Genomic DNA, 18990 nt, shown 5'->3' with positions numbered 1-18990 from the left:
TAAGATGAAAAAGATACAACTTAATATAGCCCTTTATACTCTTACGGCCGCTTTTTTGTTTACAGGCTGTGGTAAGAAAACAAATGATGAGCATACTAACGAAGCTCAGACAGAAGAGGCACACAATCATGACGAGGAAGCAGCAGGTGTTAAGGAAGTAGAACTTAATGAGGCGCAGTTTAAGGCTGCCGACATAGAGTTAGGGACTTACTCGATGAAAAACCTAAGTGAAGTAATAAACGCTAACGGATATACAAAATTACCACCACAAAATCAGGCCGATGTATCGGTACACATGACGGGAATTGTTACGGCAATCAAAGTGATAGAAGGCGAGGAGGTTAAAAAGGGTCAGGTACTGGCAGTGCTGGAAAGTCCGGAGTTTGCCCGTTTGCAGGAGGCCTACCTTACGTCAAAAAATAATCTGCAGTTCCTGGAACTGGAATACGAAAGACAAAAAATATTAAGCGAAGAGAATGTAAATTCCAAAAAGGTATTTCAGCGTACCAAATCGGATTACGAAATCGAAAAGGCAAAATTCAATTCGCTTGATAAGCAGCTTAGTATGCTTAACCTGAGTAAAAGCTCTGTAAATTCCATCATGGCAATCACGGCACCTATTTCGGGGCACGTTACCGAAATCAACATTACACTTGGTGCTAATGCCGAAGTAGGTAAGCCATTACTTACCATAGTAGATAATTCAAAACTGCATGTCGATCTTTTGGTTTATGAAAAAGATTTGTATAAAATTAAACCGGGACAAAATGTTCGTTTTGTACTTACTAACCAGAGCAATACCGAGATTACGGGTAAAATATTCAATATAGGAAAATCATTTGAAAACGATACTAAGTCAGTTGCAGTTCATGCCGATATTGTAAATAAGGAAGAGAAACTGATTGCGGGTATGTATGTAAATGCACTAATAGATGTTGGAGAAATAGAAGTACAGGCCTTACCTAATGATGCTATTATAAAAGCAGACGGAAGGGAGTACATTTTTGTTTTGGAAGAAGAACACCATCATGATGAGCAGGGAGGTCATTCACATGACGACGGGCATAATCACGATGATAAGGATATACATAATCATGACGCTGCCGAAGGGCATTCTCACGATGATGGTCATGAGCATGATGAAGAGGGAGAAATGTACCATTTTCAGCGTATAGAGGTAAAAACAGGTACATCTCAGTTGGGGTATACACAGGTTACCGTACTTCAAAAAATAGACGACCATGCCAAAATAGTGCTTAAAGGTGCTTATTATATTCAGAGTCATCTTATTAAGAGTGATGGCGGCGGTGGTCATCACCATTAAAATAAAATACTATGTAGTTAAAATAAGGCCTCCTGTTTAGGGAGGCTTTATTTTTTTAACAGGGCTAACTGTAGGTTTTAATAAAAAAACTATAGATTTGTAATCTACTTTAGGGGTGTCTGCACATATGCAGGCTGAGATTTTACCCTCTGAACCTGATACAGTTCATACTGGCGTAGGGAAAAGTAAGATGACTTCTTATAGTGCTGTTATGCACTTTTTGCAGCCATTCCTAAAGTATATTATTTAACCTAATATACTGTTAGCGAATGGAATTACTCATTAACAATCAAAAAAAACAGTTTGCACAGGAAACGCTTACTATTCAGGCATTGCTTGATATTGAGTCGCCACAAAAGCAAAAAGGTATTGCTGTTGCCATAAACAATACCGTAATCCCTAAAACCAACTGGGATTCCTTTCTGTTAAACCCCTCACATCAAATCCTAATTATTTCTGCCACTCAGGGCGGCTAATCTTTTATACCCAATTCTTAAAACTATCATTATGGAAAACAAAGAGCATCAAATATCAAGAACCCCGTTTCCCAATTCAAAAAAAATATATGTAGACGGGCAAATTCACCCTATAAAAGTAGCCATGAGGGAAATTACCCTTAACGATACCAGAATGGCAAATGGTGGTTTGGAAAAAAATCCTCCGGTTACGGTATACGATACATCAGGGCCTTATACAGATGAAAATGTAGCAATTGATGTAAGGAAAGGACTGCCACGAATAAGAGAACAGTGGATAATGGAAAGGGGAGACGTGGAGGAACTTACCGATATTTCTTCAGACTATGGTAAAGAACGCCTTAATGACTCCGGTTTAGATCACCTGCGTTTTGAGTACCTGCACAAACCATTAAAAGCAAAACAGGGAGCAAATGTTTCTCAGTTATATTATGCCAAAAAAGGTATAATAACACCAGAAATGGAATATATAGCAATAAGGGAAAACCAAAAACTGGAAGCTTTTGAACAGGAAAATAAGAACCTGTGCCAGCAGCATCCCGGTAATAGTTTTGGTGCCAATACCCCAAAAAATAAAATAACCCCCGAATTTATTCGTAGTGAAGTAGCTGCCGGACGAGCCGTAATTCCAAATAATATTAACCACCCTGAAAGTGAGCCTATGATTATAGGACGTAACTTTCTTGTAAAAATCAATGCCAATATAGGTAACAGTGCTGTTACATCGAGCATTGAAGAAGAGGTAGAAAAAGCCGTATGGGCCTGCCGCTGGGGTGCCGATACTATAATGGATCTTTCTACAGGGAAAAACATTCATGAAACTAGAGAATGGATTATACGTAACTCCCCTGTGCCTATCGGTACGGTGCCTATTTATCAGGCGTTAGAGAAAGTAAAAGGAAAGGCTGAAGACCTTACCTGGGAAATTTTCAGGGATACCCTTATCGAACAGGCAGAACAGGGAGTATCTTACTTTACTATCCATGCGGGAGTACTTTTACGCTATATACACCTAACAGCAAGTCGTGTTACGGGTATAGTATCAAGGGGAGGTTCCATAATGGCTAAGTGGTGTTTATTCCATCATAAGGAAAACTTTTTATATACCCACTTTGAGGAAATTTGTGAGATTATGAAAGCGTATGATGTGGCTTTCTCTCTTGGTGACGGATTACGCCCGGGATCTCTTGCCGATGCTAACGATGCTGCCCAGTTTGCCGAACTGGAAACACTGGGAGAACTTACCAAAATAGCATGGAAACACGATGTGCAGGTATTTATAGAAGGACCAGGGCACGTACCAATGCACATGATTAAAGAGAATATGGACAAGCAGTTGGCTCATTGTGGTGAGGCTCCGTTTTACACGCTTGGACCATTAACTACAGATATTGCTCCGGGGTATGACCATATTACATCTGCCATTGGTGCAGCTATGATAGGGTGGTACGGTACGGCTATGTTATGCTATGTTACACCAAAAGAACACTTAGGATTACCTAACAAAAAAGATGTTAAGGACGGAGTGATTACTTATAAAATTGCTGCCCATGCTGCCGATTTAGCCAAAGGGCACCCCGGGGCACAATACAGGGATAATGCTTTGAGTAAGGCACGTTTTGAATTTAGATGGGAAGATCAGTTTAACCTAGCTCTTGACCCTGATACTGCTCGTGAGTTCCACGATGAGACCCTGCCTGCAGATGGTGCTAAGGTGGCACACTTTTGCTCTATGTGCGGACCTAAATTCTGCTCCATGAAAATATCTCAGGAGATAAGGGAAGTAGCAGAAAAAGGGATGAAAGAGAAGTCAGACGAGTTTGTGGAAACAGGCAAGGAAATTTATCTGTAAAACCATGATTATAATCACACCTCCACATAGTATAGCCAATGAGGGCGAAACCATTAATAACCTGTTTGAAGAAGGATTACCGCTTTTACACATCAGAAAGCCGGAAATATATACTTCAAGACTAAGAAGGCTTATTGAAAGTGTAGACAGTAAATTTCATTCCAAACTGGTATTACACCATAACTATGAAATTGCAGCAGATTACAATATAAACAGGCTGCATTTCACAGAAAGGAATAGGGAAGGTTTTGATAGTATTTTGAAAGAATTAAAAACCGGTGTCGAATATATTATTTCGGCATCGGTACATACTATGCCTGATTTTAATCAATTATCATCACGATTTGATTATGCCTTTTTCAGTCCGGTGTATAACAGTATATCCAAGCCGGGACATAAGTCTAAAAATGATTTAGTAGAAGAGTTAAATCAACGTATTTTTTTTGATACAAAACTGATAGCATTGGGCGGAATTACAGCTAACAACTGTGCTTCCCTGCTTACTAAAGGGTTTGATGATTTTGCTTTGCTGGGAGGTTTTTGGCAGGCAGAAAATCCAATGGAGGAGTTTAGAAAATGTTTAAAAATAAGTAATGATCATGTACGATAAAATTCAGTATATATCTCAGGGAAATTCGATAACAGAACAGCTTACCAATATAAAGCAGGTTCTTGATGCGGGCTGTACCTGGTTACAGTTACGCTATAAAAACGGTACACAGGCAGAAACGAGTGAATTGGCAATTGCCACCAAAAGCCTTATCGAAAGCTACAACTGTACTTTTATAATAAACGATTATCCTGAACTTGTAGTAGCAACAGGAGCCGACGGAGTGCATTTAGGCTTAGCCGATATGCCAATTGAAAAGGCAAGAACAATTGTTGGAGACGATAAGATAATAGGTGGTACAGCCAATACTCTGGAAGATGTTTTGCAAAGGCATAGGGAACAATGTGACTATGTAGGACTGGGGCCATTTCGTTTTACCCAAACCAAGGAGAAACTAAGTCCGGTACTGGGGCTGTCGGGGTATAAAAGTATAATGACCCAACTACAGGAGAGGGATATAAATATTCCGGTTTTTGCCATTGGCGGAATACAGCGGGAAGATGTTCAATCCATACTCGATACCGGAATTTATGGGGTAGCCCTATCAGGGTATATTACCCAACATGAAAATAAAAAACAACTATTAAATCAACTATACACACTATGCAGCCACTAACCATAGCAGATAAAACCTTTACGTCAAGACTGTTTTTAGGAACGGGGAAATTCGGTTCCAATATTCAGATGGAGGAAGCTGTACTGGCATCTCAAAGTGAACTGGTAACTGTTGCACTAAAACGTATTGACAGGGAAACCGATACCGATGCTTTATTATCCTGCCTAAACCATGACAGCATTAATTTACTGCCTAACACATCGGGTGCCAGAAATGCCAAGGAAGCGGTATTTGCAGCTCAGCTGGCAAGGGAAGCCCTCGAAACCAACTGGCTGAAACTGGAAATACATCCGGATCCCAAATATTTATTACCCGATCCTATTGAAACCCTAAAAGCTACTGAAGAACTGGCTAAATTGGGGTTTGTGATACTTCCTTACATTCATGCCGACCCCGTTTTATGTAAGCGCCTGGAAGATGCAGGGACATCGGCTTTAATGCCGTTAGGAGCGCCTATTGGTACCAATAAAGGACTAAAAACACTCGATTTTCTGGAAATAATACTGGAACAAAGTAATGTCCCGGTTATTGTAGATGCCGGTATAGGTACGCCTTCACATGCCGCACAGGCTATGGAAATGGGAGCCGATGCCGTTTTGGTAAATACAGCCATAGCAGTAGCGGGAAATCCTAAACAGATGGCAGAGGCTTTTAAGGAGGCTGTAAGTGCAGGAAGAAAGGCTTATGAAGCCCAACTGGCAGGCACTTTACAAAATGCACAGGCTTCGAGCCCGCTAACTTCATTTTTATACGAATAACATTGCTGATGACAACATTTAAGGAAGTTTTTGAAAACTACGACTGGAATATCATAAGCAGTAGGCTAAATCAGGTCATGGCAAGAGATGTTGAGCGGGTATTGGCAAAATCCAAAAAGGATATTAATGATTTTTTGGTTATGATTTCTCCGGCTGCCACTCCATATCTGGAGCAAATGGCACAATTAAGCAGGCAGCTAACCCAAAAACGTTTCGGAAAAACCATACAGATGTATGCCCCAATGTACCTGAGTAACGAGTGCCAGAATATATGTACCTATTGCGGGTTTAGTTTTGATAACAGGCTAAAAAGAAAAACACTTACCGATAAGGAGATATTAATTGAAGCAGAAGCTCTTAAAAAACAGGGATTTGAGCATGTTTTACTGGTAACCGGGGAGGCCAACTATACCGTAAACATAAACTATTTTTTAAATGCTGTAAATCTGCTCAAAAATGAGTTTGCCAATATCTCGGTTGAGGTACAGCCACTGAGTACTGAAGAGTATAAAGCTCTGCATGAAAGCGGAGTGCATACGGTATTGGTATATCAGGAAACCTATCATAAGGAGGTATATAAACAATACCATCCAAAAGGTAAGAAATCCAATTTTGATTTCAGGCTGGAAACGCCCGACAGGGTTGGTACAGCAGGTATCCATAAAATAGGACTTGGTGTGTTACTGGGGCTGGAAGACTGGCGCATTGACAGTTTTTTCACGGCACTGCATTTGGATTATCTTCAAAAAAAATACTGGCAAAGCAAGTATTCGGTTTCTTTCCCGAGATTACGTCCGGCTGAGGGTATTATAGAACCTAATTTCATTATGGATGACAGGGATATGGTTCAGCTTATTTGTGCCTATAGGCTTTGGAATGAAGATCTTGAAATATCAGTGTCTACAAGGGAGAATGAAAAGTTTAGGGATAATATAATCGCTTTGGGCGCTACGAGCATGAGCGCGGGTTCTAAAACCAATCCGGGTGGGTATGTTGTAGACCAGCAGTCGTTAGAGCAGTTTGAAACCAGTGATGAGCGAACACCTGCACAAATTGCAGCCATAATAAAGTCGGTAGGTTATGAACCTGTTTGGAAAGACTGGGACAGGGTTTACACATCTGTTTAAAAAATAGGGATGATATCAATACAAAATATTTTACGTTACGGCAGGCAAATGCAGTTGCCGGAAATAGGGGAGGCAGGTCAGGAAAAACTACTTAACGCCAAAGTACTGGTTATTGGTGCCGGCGGACTGGGTTGTCCTGTATTACAATATTTGTGTGCGGCAGGAGTAGGAACTCTTGGGATTGTTGATTTTGACAGAGTAGAGTTACACAATCTGCACAGGCAGATTTTATATAACGAAAGCCATGTGGGTGGTTTTAAGTCGGAAACTGCTAAAGCTGTTTTGCAGCAGTTGAATCCTGCAACAAACCTGATTGTTCATAATGAAAAACTTACTGGTGAAAACTGTGAAAGCTTATTAGCTGATTTTGATGTGATTGTTGACGGATGTGATAATTTTACTACCCGCTATATAGTGAATGATACCTGTGTTAAAATGGATAAGCCGCTGGTATATGGCAGTATTTTTAAAAATGAAGGTCAACTGGCTTTGTTTAACCATAAGGGCAGTAAAAATCTAAGAGATATTTTCCCTGAACCTCCTAACCCTGAAGACGTGCCAAATTGTAGTTTGAATGGGGTTATTGGTACGTTACCGGGGATAATCGGTACTATGATGGGGCATGAAACCATTAAGGTAATTGCCGGATTACCTACTCTTAATAATGAACTTGTACTTTTTAATACCCTGCACTGGAATTTCACTAAGCTTACTTTTTAAGAATATATTTTTGTTTTTTAACCTGTTGGTTTACTGTTTTTTATGTAACTTTAATAGTACTAACCAACACGATTGTAAAAATGAAAAGAACTTTATTATTTTTTATGTGCTGTGTTTGGTTTTCTTTATCAGCGCAGATTGACAGTGAAATTTCCCTTGACACTATAGCAGTACAAACAGAGAAAGAACTGCCTCAGTTCTATCAGGATGGCTTACCCATATGGTATGCACGCCGTTTCAGGCTTAATCTGGGAGTTTTTTTTCCTTTAAATAATACTCAGGTGAGGGTTGGTAATAATAAAGGAAATTTGGGTACTACTATAGATTTGGAGGACGATTTGGGCTTTACTAAAACGAGTACTTCATTTATGGGAGACTTTCAATGGCGTATTTCCCGAAGATCAAGACTGGTACTGGAATATTTTTATTTGAGAAGGGAGTCGACTTATGTTCTGGACAGGGAAATAGAGTTTGGCGATAACACCTATCCTGTTGATGCTGCTGTTACGGCTTATTTTGATACTAATATTGCCCGTTTGGCATATAGTTATGCTATTTTAAGCAAGCCTAAATATGAAGCAGGGTTACTTATTGGTGCTCACGTTGTACTTGGAGATATGGGGCTTCAGTTGGATACCAACATAGGATCGGTAGGAGTTGAAGATGATTTCAGTTTCACAGCTCCGCTGCCTGATATTGGTGCATGGGGGGAATTTGTACTTTCTCCTAAATTCGGATTATATACCAACATAAATTATCTGGCACTGAAAATAGATAATATCAGGGGGCGTATTATAAGTTATAACCTTTCGGTACTTTACAATGTATATCGCAATTTGAGCCTTACAGCCGGATATACCGGATTAAACATACGTGTGGATGTAGAAAGGGAAAGGCTCAACGGCTTTTTTAAATGGGGTTACAATGGACCTTCATTAACAGCGACTTACACCTTTGGCAACCAAATTCGTTTTTCTAAAAAGTAGTTTAGGTATTCATAACAAATTTTTAAACTTTTAATAATTAATCTTTCAAAAACTTCAAAATCGTTTAGAATTTCTATTTTTGCAGTCCTAAACAATAAGAATAATGAAAATAGAAGAACAGCTTCAGCAACGAAGCGGCAATCAATGTGAATTAAGTGGTGCTACAAACGACCTTGTAACGTATGAGGTTCAGTCTATACATAAAAAAGGAATTGAGAATACGATTTTAATTACTCAAAAATGCCTTGACCAGATTGAAAGAAGGGAAGAACCGGATGGATCTTTCTGGGAAAATATACTTCCTACCTCAATGTGGAGCGAAGTACCAGCTGTACAGGTTATGTCGTGGAGAATGCTTAATCGTTTTAGAAATGAAAGCTGGGCTGCCGATGCTCTTGATATGATTTATCTTGAGGACGATAATCTTGAATGGGCTAAAGAAACCGGAGATCATTTAAGTGATGTTAATGCGCAACTTCATAAGGACAGTAACGGAAACATTCTACAAAATGGTGATACGGTAACTCTTATTAAGGATCTTGATGTTAAGGGATCATCCTTAAACGCTAAAATTGGTACTGCTGTTAGAAATATTAGGCTTGTACACGATAATCATGAACAGATTGAAGGTAAGGTAGAAGGACAAATGATTGTGATACTTACCAAATACGTAAAAAAACAATAATACATTTTAAAGAGTCGGTTTATCCGGCTCTTTTTTTGTTTATTAAGACTATAGTGTAAGTATATAACAGGTATAATTTGATTATCTTAGCAGTGATAACCAACCTAACCTTACGTATACCATGGATAAACTGGTACGCCATATAAAATTCCCACTTACTTTTGATTCAAAACGACTGAAGGAAGACCTTGAAAAGGTTTTGTCTAAGAAATGGATAGCTCATTATAATACGGGTAATTATTCGGGAAACTGGACATCGGTTGCATTGATGTCACAAAACGGAAAGTCAGATTCCATTTATGCAGTTCCGTCAGATGACGGTAAGCTCATAGCTACTGATGCTCTTGAAATATGTGATTATTTTAAAGAAGTCTTAGATGGTTTTACTTTTGAGAAAACTGCTGTACGCCTTTTACAACTTGAAGCCGGAGCAGCAATAAAACCACATACCGATAATGATCTTGGCTATGAGGACGGTAGTTTCAGACTGCATATACCTATTGTTACCAATAGTGAGGTTGAGTTTATTTTAGACGGAGAAAGGCTTGAAATGAAAGAAGGTGAATGTTGGTATATCAATGCTAATTTTACTCATTCTGTAGCGAACAGAGGGGCTGTAAGCCGTGTACATTTGGTTATTGACGGACTTAAAAATGAATGGACCGATAATATGTTTTACAAAGAGGCTCCTAAAGAAAGCTTTGATAAGCCAAAACCGATTATGAGTGACGAACAGAAACAACTTATGATAGCCGAACTGAAAAGAATGAACTCTCCTGCTGCAGAGCAGCTACTTAAGGAATTGGAGCAATAATAAAGCTATTTTTCTATCACATAATTTTCCATTACCATAATATCAAGGGCGGTAATGTCAAATAGGTTAAGGGCTTCCTGTGGAGTTTCTACTATTGGCATACCTCTCTTATTAAGGCTGGTATTAAGCAGTACTGCAATTCCGCTTTGTTTGTAGAATTCTTCCAGTAATGCACCAAATACCGGGTTCCAGCTTTCTTCTACAGTTTGTACCCTTGCCGAGCCGTTTTTATGAGTAACGTTTTTCAGCAACTCCATATATTTCGGTTTGGTCTGGTCTACCAAAATCATATAGGGACTGTATCTTCCTTTAGTGAAATACTCATTTACCTTGTCTTTGAGTACGGCAGGGGCAAAGGGGCGAAAATCTTCCCTGAATTTTATATTTCTGTTAATATGATTTTTCATACCGTTTATACCCGGATGTGCAAGTATGCTTCGTCTTCCCAGTGAACGTGGCCCAAACTCTGAACCCGACTGAAACCAGCCTACGGTTTTACCTTCGTTAAGTTTACCTGCTACATAGCTAATCATCTTATTATGGTTACTAAACTTTTTATAAGGATACCGAGTATAACCTTCTAAAGTTGATTCTATTTCAGTATCAGTATACCGTTTTCCAAAACAGGTACTACCGTTGTGTTTTTGTTTTGGCATTTTGAGGTACTCAAGCCAGCCGTAAAAAGCACAACCCAATGCTAGTCCGTTATCAGCAGCAGCCGGTTCAAAATAGATGTTTTCGGTAATAGCACTATCCTCCAGTTTTGCATTAGCTACAGCATTAAGAGCTACTCCGCCACTATAGCACAGGTTTTTGTGAGGAAACTTCTCTAGCCTGTTTGTAATACATTGTACTACTGCTTTTTCAACCTGTTGTTGTGCCCATAGTGCCACATTGGCATAATAGTCAAAATTCTGTTTAAAATAGTTGTATCCCTGTGACGGATTGGTAAACCTGTTTTTCCAATCGTCTCTTACATATAATCTTCCCGACTTAAATTCAAAAGCTTTAAAATCAAAAACTCCACTTTCTCCAAAAGGCGCTAACCCCATTAATTTGCCTACATCGTCCATATCGCCAAAAACATATTCACTTATTGCCGAATAAAATCCGCCTATAGAGTGTTGTGTTGTTGGTAATGTAAAAGCAGTTTCCTGTTGTTGCGACATAGGGCTAAAGTCCTTTACCAAAGGGATGAGTTTGGTACCATTGTAGTGATAAAAGCTGTCCTTTTCACAAAACATTTCCATTGAATTAAATATTTCTTCAGGAATATGTTTTCGCTGTTCAGGGTGCAGTTCCAGGAATTGATTCAGCGGACTGCCACAGCCATCAATGACCATAACGGCACATTCATCAAAAGGCGAAGTGCCAACAGCGCTGTAAGCATGTGCCAAATGATGGGATATATTTACTATTTTGGGTTTATCGGTTTCGGCAAATACTCTTTTTCCTTTATAAGTATCTCTTTCAGGAATCTCGAAGTTAGCACATTGTACTACAAGCGTAATATCTTTAAGAGTTATGCCTTCGGCATCAAGACAGTACTGAATAGCCTCAGTATCATTGCCACCATCATGTTTTATACGGGTTAACCTTTCCTTTTCTATAGCGACACATATATGTCCGTCTTTTAATAAAACTGCCGATCCGTTGTGCGAAAGTCCGGTGCCTAAAACATAAACAGGTGTATTCATTAGTAAGCGTGTATTAATGGGAGATTATCTGGTTGTAAATATACCCGGAACGTAAGTTTTTTTTGCAGGTATAATTACCTGAAAAGTAAAAACAGGTGTTTCCTACCAGTGTGAAAATCCCATTAAATAAACGAAAAACACCCATAATTCTACATTATGGGTGTTATCATAAAAACCAAATCAACATTATGAAAAAATTTACTGCTATTTTGTTTAGTGTGTTAGAATTAAGCTTTTAGTGATCTGTTTTTTAGCTTATGATAAGAAAAGTAAACTAGCTGGAAACTAAACAGACATAACATGGCAATTATCTGTACATTAACAACCTGCTCTAAAGAATTATGGTATAATACAATTAGTAATATTTGTGTACAGCCTAATAAGGCAGATATGGCAACCGGAAGATACTTACCTATCGAAAGAAAATAGTAAGCAAAAATATTTGCTATGGCAAATATGGAGGTAGCAATAGCATATTTCCATAATAACGGAGCCACACTAATGTACTCATTGCCAAAAAGTAGCTTAACTGCTGTTACAGGGAATAGGAAGGTAGCAAAAACGATTAGAGCCGAAAGAGATGTTACATAGCTTACATATTTAAAAAGTATACGCGTAGTATCTCCTCCTTCTTTATGCATTTTGATTACCTTAGGTAAAAGCATAATTACAAACATCCAGGCTACAAAGTAAACCATACGGCCTATAAGTGCCAGTGATGCATACAGTCCTGCTTCTACATCATTAAAATAATGTTTAACTAATAATATATCGCTGTTATTAATTATAATTTGTGAAAGCTCATAAAAGCCCGTTAACATAAAAAATGTCATTATAGGTTTGGCATCGGCCTTATCTTCTTCAGATGTAAATGTAAAAGCATCATGAACCAGGTTATTTTTAAAAGGTATTAGTCCGAATAAAAGTGAAATGGCAATACCCATAGCAATAAAAACCGAAGATGCTCCAAAAGGAATAAGTAATACAAGAGCTAACGTAATAACCAGCCTGCTCAACATTTCTGTTTGATAGGTAACCGATAATCTTTTTAGATCATTCTGCCCCTGATACAACCCTCTGTTTATACTCATTATGAAATATAACGGAAGTCCCATTCCAAAAATGGTAAACATTACAGATGTTTGCGTATTAAAAATTTGCTGTAACGTATCGGCCATCATAATAACTGTAATGCCTAAAAGCAATCCTGTAGCAAAAGCCAGCCTGACTATAAACCGTTTAAAGGAAAATAATTTATTGTACTTGAGTACTACAGCATATTTTGCGGTAACAATTTGAAATGTCATTCCGGCAAATGAGAGCACTAAAAGTAGCGTAATAAGAATTGCGGCATCAGAAAATGCTGCAGGCCCCAAAACGCGTCCCAGTATAAGATTATAAAAGTAGTTTCCGGCATTTACCAAAAGTACAGATAACATAAATACCTGCTCCTGGCTAAGCCTTCTTACAATTGCTGAATGAGTAGTTATAGCTTTCATAATGCATTGGTTTAATTAGAATGATACTCGCAAAACATTCCGTGGTTTTGTATATACAAATTTCATTTTACTATTTGTTTTTTGGCAGGTATTTCGATTAACGGTGTTTTTGCATAGTTAAAGTAAGAGTAGCTTTCTTTTAATTGTAGTTTTTACGGGCTGCCTAAACAGGTAGTTTTACGTATAGTCAGGTTTATTTTTTGGAATATATTTGAGAACAAACCAATTTATAAATTACTTATTATGAAAAGTATTATTGAGAACAGGAGTGAGGATAATACATCCTGCGGTTGCGAAAACCCTATAGAGGGGCTTAGGCATATGTTCTGTGACCTTGTACAAAAGAAAAGGGTAGAACAGGGACAATGCCCTGTGCGCAGGCCTGTATTTTTGCGTACACACGGTATCATAAAAGGAAATATAACCATACAGGAAGATCTTCCGGAGGATTATAAGCACGGTATGTTTAAAAAAGGAGGTGATTTCCCTGTATATGTACGCTATTCGTCAGATCTTGCAGATGGCAGACCTGACTGGATGAGTACCATTGGAATAGGAATTAAGGTTTTTGGAATTCCCGGAGAGAAAAAGGTAAGTGACGATGGAGCAGATACTGCGGATTTGTTACTACAAAATGTACCTTTCTTTTTTGTGGATAACGCTTCCGATATGTGCAATTTCACTAAAGCCAGCCTTGAAGGTTGGGGTGACGACTGGGTACAGCAACATGCACCAAAAACAAATGAACTACTGGATAAAATGGCAAAACCGATACATTCGGTACTGGAAACACAACTTTGGAGTGTGGTTCCGTTTATGTTGGGGCCGGATAATTACTGTAAATACATACTTCGCCCGGGAACATCAACTTTTGCGGGAGAGGTAGATATAAACGACCCTGATTTTATGGGTAAAGATCTTGCAGCCCGATTGGCAGCAGGGCCTGTTACACTGGATATTCTTATCCAAAAAAGACCGGATGCATCCCAATATGGCGAAGCTTATATTGAACAGCATTTCCCGCTGGACAGGGCTACTGTAGTTTGGGACGAAACAGTTGCTGTTCCCCTAAAAGTGGCTACCATACACCTGCCGCAACAGGATATTACTATTGATGAGCAGGAAATTTATGGCGACTGGCTGTCATTTAACATAGGGCGTGTGCCGTTAGAGAATCAGCCTGTAGGCAGTGTTGCCGAAGCTAGGATGAGCGTATATCAAACCAGTGCCAATTACCGCAGGGAAATGAACAAACAGCCGGTAACCGAGCCTAAAAAACCGGGGAAGCCTGTTATTAAAAACCCTAAATGTCCTTTTTCGGGACATAGTCCGTCAGAAAAGGAAAATCTAAAAGAACTGACTGACGACCAGATAAAAAGAATAACCCATGTAAGGATTCACCCTGGTATTGGCATTGCCCGTGTAGGTGATAGCCCTGACGGATATTATATTGGTCCGGAAGTATTTAAACCGGAACCAACAAAGTTTGGAAGTACCAGAGATGCCGGAGGTGCTATTAAGCGACAGGCAGCCCGTTTCCGTATATATGCCTACGATAAGTATGGCAATGTGGTGGGCGAAGTACAGCAAACCAAAAAATCAAGTGTTCAATGGTCAGTACACCTTGCTAATAAAAAAGCTGCCTGGTACCAGTTTAATGCGGCGCTGGATATACCTGCAACTGTGAGCCTTAGCGTGCCTTTAAGAAATGCAGATGTTAAAGGGGACGACAGGAGTGCCCTATGTATTGATACAGGTAAAAAATCGATAATGGGTATCGAGATGAAAGATTCCAGCTATGTAATGTCGGGTGATTTTGAAGGAACACCGGTTACTTTAGGGGAATTAAGGACAGATGCTGTAGGACGCCTTTTGGTTTTACCGGGCTTTGGGGTTTCTGCAAGTCCTTCTAACCAACCCGTATACAGGCCTGCCGACCCAGATAGTTTTAATAATGCTAACGGATGGTATGATGATATCGCTGACGGACCTGTTTATGCGAAAGTAACCATAGGAGGCGTTGATTATGAAGCCGACCCGGCATGGGTAGCTTCTGCACCGCCTAACTTTGCTCCTGACTTGGTAGGATGGAGAACTATGGACGACCTGCTGCAAAACCTATATATGGAAGTAGGTATGCTAAAAGTTCCTCAGCAAATATCATTTAATGATCATGTGCGACCTATACTGGAACGACTTAGCGAACTACAATGGGTAAATAAAGGATTCCTTTCCATGTTTGGTGCGGGAGGCCCTCTAAACTTCAAGGATCCTGAGTTTATGAAAAAACTGTCTTACGCTCCTTTGGATAACTCCATGTATCCTGATCCATACGCTGAGCTGCGCAGAGGTATTTACAACAGTTTCAGGCCAACGAATACCAAAATAGCCGAGGTAGCTGCATGGCCGCCTATTTATGGCGATGCCTTTGGATATACTAATCCTGATCCTAACCTGCCGCCGGCTCCGTCTACATACCTTCAACTTCCGCCATTTTATACCTATGTACTTACTAACTGGGTAAACGGACTGTTTATTAACGATTATAACCCTGACCATAAAGAGCCTCATAAAATTGAAGATGTAGATTTGCAAAAACAACCGGAAATGCTGGACAGGACAGCAATGCACTATTGCCTTGCCGATGCTTTCCACCCGGGAGCAGAACTTACATGGCCTATGAGAAATGCTTCAATGTACAGGGCACCATACAGAATAAGGGAACGAGAGGAAGGCCTGGCAGAACCTAATTATGGGGCTACGCTGGATAATAATTCGGTAATGAAAGTCAACGGGCCTTTATACGGTCAGGCGGCTGGGGACCTTACCCGCTGGATGGCACTTCCGTGGCAGGGAGATACTGCTTTCTGCCGTTCGGGTTATGATTTTGAGTATGATCCTTATTTGCCAACATTCTGGCCGGCAAGGGTACCAAATCAGGTTTTAACTGAGGTGGATTACAATACCCTTTGTGATACGAAACAGCCAATGGAAATACGTATTGCTGCTTTCCAAAACAGGCCGCAATGGTTAAGGCAGTTACCGTTACAAAATCCTGCTCCCGAACAAATGATGTACATGATTGCACACTTTGGTAGTATGGGTATACTGGAGGCAAAACCAAGACCCGAGGATATGGACTGGCTACCGGAAAACATATATGTTGAGAATCTTACCAAAGCACAGCAGGCTAATCTTAAATCAGATCACAGTATGTATGAAAAAGCCTTTGATGAGCTTGGACTATACAACCGCCAGTTGGCTGAAGCAGGCTGGATAAGTGAAGAACAGCGTAATGAATTTGTAAACATAAAACGCAGAGGTAACTAATGAATACCAATCGTTTTGAAATAATTGTAGCAGGTGGCGGCCCTTCGGGCTGCGCTGCTGCAATTGTATTAAAACAGGCAGGGCTTAATGTATGCCTGATAAATAAAGAATATGATATGCTTTATAAGGCAGGGGAATCCATTCCCGGGGCTACAATGCGCCTTTTTAAACGATTAGGTATAGATACTATTACCGATCTTCTTGACGATACTGAATATAAACGTTGCAGTGCCAATGTTTCATCTTGGGGTAGTGACGATTGGGTACACAGTAGTGGTATGTTAAACCCCGAAGGGGGAGGTTTCCATGTAGACAGGGTAAGGTTTGATAAAGCATTATTAATGAAAGTTAAGGCCTTAGGTATACCGGTATATTCCGCCACAATTGATGATGTTGTTTTAAATAGCAACAGTGATGTAAGGTTTAAAGTAAGCCTGAGAGAAGGGGGGATAAATGAAGTTTCTGCCAACTGGCTTATAGATGCTACAGGCCGTAAAGCGGTTATAGGGAAAAAACTAGGCTATAAGCGTACAAAAGTAGATAATCAGATGGCGGTAGTTAACTGGGTGTCTACTCCAAAAAATGATAATGACAATACTACCCGAATAAAATCAGTACAGGAAGGCTGGTGGTATACCTCACTTTTACCGGGAGGAAAAAGAGTTGTAAGCTTTCAGGGACTTTCAGATGAAATAGGAACGTTGTACAAGAATCCCGAACTGTTACTGGAAAAATTCAATAAAGAAGTTATATTACCTTATAAACTGACTATAAAATCATTACTTCACAGTAATGCGGTGGAGGCAGGTGTTTCTAAACCTGAATCAGTTATTTACAACGGAGTTTTATGTGTAGGTGATGCAGCTTTGTCATTTGATCCGCTTTCTTCGCAGGGAATATTTTTTGCCCTGTATAGCGGTATAAAAGCTGCCGAGTCTGTTATTGGTTGTTTGGATACCCCTTTACAAAAAGATAATATCCTTAATCATTATCAGCAGCTTATAGACCGAGTATTTATGGAAAACCAAAAATCCAGAAAGTATTTCTATTCAACAGAGGTGAGGTATTTTAATAAACCGTACTGGAAAGCCAGACGTGTTTTTTAATTATCAGAATTAGCCATTACCCTAAAGAGTGCTACATTACTCATCAATAAACTATTTTCCATGTTTATTTGCTGTATTTTTGCCGATATAAGGTTAGTTTCACGCGAATTTATAATGAAGATGGAGCTTTCCCCAAAGGAGAAAAGTCGGTCTTCTGCATCAAGCATGGTTTGATAATCCTGTACGAGACCGTTTAGTAAATCAGACTGTTTTTTAAGCGACTGTATTTCGGTCAGTTGTGCATCAATTTTGTTTTTAATTTGAAGCTGTTCCTGCTGTAGCTCAAATTTAGTATCCTGTAATTTAATTTTAGCCATATTAAGTGCACCTCTTTCTTTCCTTAAAAATATAGGGAAAGAGAAGTTAATCCCGATTTTATAATCTTCCGTACGGAAATTATCAATATAAGAAGGCTCTGAAAGATAATAATAACCCAAGTCTATTTTAGGAAGCAGGTAGTTAGCCTTTAACTTTCTTTCAATATCGAGCATTTCAACTTTAGTTTCGAGCATTTTAAGCTTAGGGTGTCCAGCAATTATAGCTTCAGTATCATTAATTCCTCCTGTATTTAATATATCCTCAATCTCTGTAAGAAGACCTACTTCAGGTTTTAAATCTTCAGATGGCTCTACAGGAGTTTCATTTATCCATAAATAATTAGCCAGTTCCAACCTCGCCTTATTTAGTTTAAGTATTGAATTTTCCAGACTCAGCTTACGGTTCTTAACCGAAATACCTGTTTCTACACTGTCAATAGCCGGTTTATCTCCCTGTTCAATAAGCCTTAACACTCCAGTATAACGTTTTTCCGCAGCGGTTAGATACTCCTTATACATTACCATTTCGTTGTAGTGCTTAAGCCATGAGAAATAAGCTGCCGATGCATCATACAAAACATCTAAGGCAGCAAGTCTTTGCTGTGATTTACTAAGGTTTATTTGTAGTTTGGCTTTTCTTAAATCGGCCATACGCTGATTGATAAAAAGCCCCTGACCAACAGGTACGGTAATACCAAGCGATGTTAATCCCTGATTAGGAGTAGTGTTTTGCGGGTTAAGATAATAACCCTCACTATTGTCAAAAGCAGCTTTTATTTCAATACCATACCATGTAGGTATTTTGAAACTGCTGTTCAGTAAAGAGTAATATTCGGTATCCTTGAATTGTTTTTTATCAAAATCAACTTCTATTTTAGGGTCAAAACCGCCGCGAGCCTGCATTAACTGTGCTTCGGCTCTGTCTATTTCAAGATTGGCCCGGCTAACCAAAGGGTGGAATTTTTTTACATATCCCAAATACTCCCTGTAGCTTAGTGTTTCTTCGTTAAATTCCTGCGAAAAAACACAAACCGGAATTAAAATTAGTAGTATATAGAATAAATGCCTCATTA

At 39.3% G+C, this 18990-nt stretch carries 16 protein-coding genes and 1 riboswitch; of the genes, 13 read left to right on the top strand and 3 right to left on the bottom strand.

Translation table 11 applies throughout. The features are described from left to right. The first annotated feature begins 4 nt into the window (after positions 1-4). The 11 genes from ABS768_RS01985 (at position 5) to ABS768_RS01935 (ending at position 9968) form a co-directional block, all read left to right on the top strand. A complete protein-coding gene (locus ABS768_RS01985; protein ID WP_408073275.1) occupies positions 5-1324 on the top strand; it encodes an efflux RND transporter periplasmic adaptor subunit in 1320 nt (439 codons plus the stop codon). A 101-nt stretch (positions 1325-1425) separates the two neighbouring features. Further along, positions 1426-1523: riboswitch (TPP riboswitch) on the top strand. Positions 1524-1593: 70 nt separating this feature from the next. Continuing rightward, positions 1594-1800 (top strand): sulfur carrier protein ThiS, encoded by a 207-nt coding sequence (gene thiS, locus ABS768_RS01980; RefSeq protein WP_408073274.1) that lies wholly within the window; start codon positions 1594-1596, stop codon positions 1798-1800. 31 nt (positions 1801-1831) lie between these two features. Then, positions 1832-3652, top strand: a complete 1821-nt coding sequence (gene thiC / locus ABS768_RS01975; RefSeq protein ID WP_408073273.1) for a phosphomethylpyrimidine synthase ThiC — start codon at positions 1832-1834, stop codon at positions 3650-3652. Between the two features lie 4 nt (positions 3653-3656). Then, positions 3657-4262, top strand: a complete 606-nt coding sequence (locus tag ABS768_RS01970; protein ID WP_408073272.1) for a thiamine phosphate synthase — start codon at positions 3657-3659, stop codon at positions 4260-4262. Further along, positions 4252-4878 carry a thiamine phosphate synthase gene (locus ABS768_RS01965; RefSeq protein WP_408073270.1) on the top strand — a complete coding sequence of 209 codons (627 nt, stop codon included), beginning with the start codon at positions 4252-4254 and terminating at the stop codon, positions 4876-4878. The genes ABS768_RS01970 and ABS768_RS01965 overlap by 11 nt, the downstream gene beginning before the upstream one ends. Further along, complete coding sequence (locus ABS768_RS01960) at positions 4866-5636, top strand: thiazole synthase (RefSeq protein ID WP_408073269.1); 771 nt, start codon at positions 4866-4868, stop codon at positions 5634-5636. Before ABS768_RS01965 ends, ABS768_RS01960 begins: the two co-directional genes overlap by 13 nt. An 8-nt stretch (positions 5637-5644) precedes the next feature. Further along, entirely contained in the window at positions 5645-6763 is a 1119-nt protein-coding gene (gene thiH / locus ABS768_RS01955) for a 2-iminoacetate synthase ThiH (protein WP_408073268.1), read from the top strand. A 9-nt stretch (positions 6764-6772) separates the two neighbouring features. Then, positions 6773-7483, top strand: a complete 711-nt coding sequence (locus tag ABS768_RS01950; RefSeq protein ID WP_408073267.1) for a HesA/MoeB/ThiF family protein — start codon at positions 6773-6775, stop codon at positions 7481-7483. 80 nt (positions 7484-7563) lie between these two features. Beyond that, positions 7564-8469, top strand: a complete 906-nt coding sequence (locus ABS768_RS01945) for a hypothetical protein (protein ID WP_408073266.1) — start codon at positions 7564-7566, stop codon at positions 8467-8469. A 103-nt stretch (positions 8470-8572) separates the two neighbouring features. Next, a complete protein-coding gene (locus ABS768_RS01940) occupies positions 8573-9154 on the top strand; it encodes a PhnA domain-containing protein (RefSeq protein WP_408073265.1) in 582 nt (193 codons plus the stop codon). Between the two features lie 121 nt (positions 9155-9275). Continuing rightward, positions 9276-9968, top strand: a complete 693-nt coding sequence (locus ABS768_RS01935; RefSeq protein WP_408073264.1) for an aspartyl/asparaginyl beta-hydroxylase domain-containing protein — start codon at positions 9276-9278, stop codon at positions 9966-9968. A gap of 5 nt (positions 9969-9973) precedes the next feature. On the opposite strand, the gene ABS768_RS01930 is transcribed toward ABS768_RS01935, so the two are convergent. Beyond that, positions 9974-11665 carry a carbamoyltransferase family protein gene (locus ABS768_RS01930; RefSeq protein WP_408073262.1) on the bottom strand — a complete coding sequence of 564 codons (1692 nt, stop codon included), beginning with the start codon at positions 11663-11665 and terminating at the stop codon, positions 9974-9976. A 227-nt stretch (positions 11666-11892) separates the two neighbouring features. Next, positions 11893-13164 (bottom strand): MATE family efflux transporter, encoded by a 1272-nt coding sequence (locus ABS768_RS01925; protein WP_408073261.1) that lies wholly within the window; start codon positions 13162-13164, stop codon positions 11893-11895. Between the two features lie 243 nt (positions 13165-13407). On the opposite strand from ABS768_RS01925, the gene ABS768_RS01920 reads away from it, so the two are divergent. Both ABS768_RS01920 and ABS768_RS01915 read left to right on the top strand, forming a co-directional pair. Further along, on the top strand, positions 13408-16494 hold the full coding sequence (locus tag ABS768_RS01920; protein WP_408073260.1) for a LodA/GoxA family CTQ-dependent oxidase: 3087 nt from the start codon (positions 13408-13410) through the stop codon (positions 16492-16494). After that, on the top strand, positions 16494-17600 hold the full coding sequence (locus tag ABS768_RS01915; protein WP_408073259.1) for an NAD(P)/FAD-dependent oxidoreductase: 1107 nt from the start codon (positions 16494-16496) through the stop codon (positions 17598-17600). The genes ABS768_RS01920 and ABS768_RS01915 overlap by 1 nt, the downstream gene beginning before the upstream one ends. Here the strand turns inward: ABS768_RS01915 and ABS768_RS01910 are convergent. After that, positions 17597-18988 carry a TolC family protein gene (locus ABS768_RS01910; RefSeq protein ID WP_408073258.1) on the bottom strand — a complete coding sequence of 464 codons (1392 nt, stop codon included), beginning with the start codon at positions 18986-18988 and terminating at the stop codon, positions 17597-17599. The two genes, ABS768_RS01915 and ABS768_RS01910, sit on opposite strands and share 4 nt — an antisense overlap. Between the last annotated feature and the right edge of the window lie 2 nt (positions 18989-18990).

It is taken from the genome of Flavobacterium rhizophilum (assembly GCF_046000485.1).
GTDB classification, from domain to species: Bacteria; Bacteroidota; Bacteroidia; order Flavobacteriales; family Flavobacteriaceae; genus Flavobacterium; species Flavobacterium rhizophilum.
Note: the sequence above shows the minus strand (reverse complement) of the source record. Positions and strands in the feature narration are given on the sequence as shown.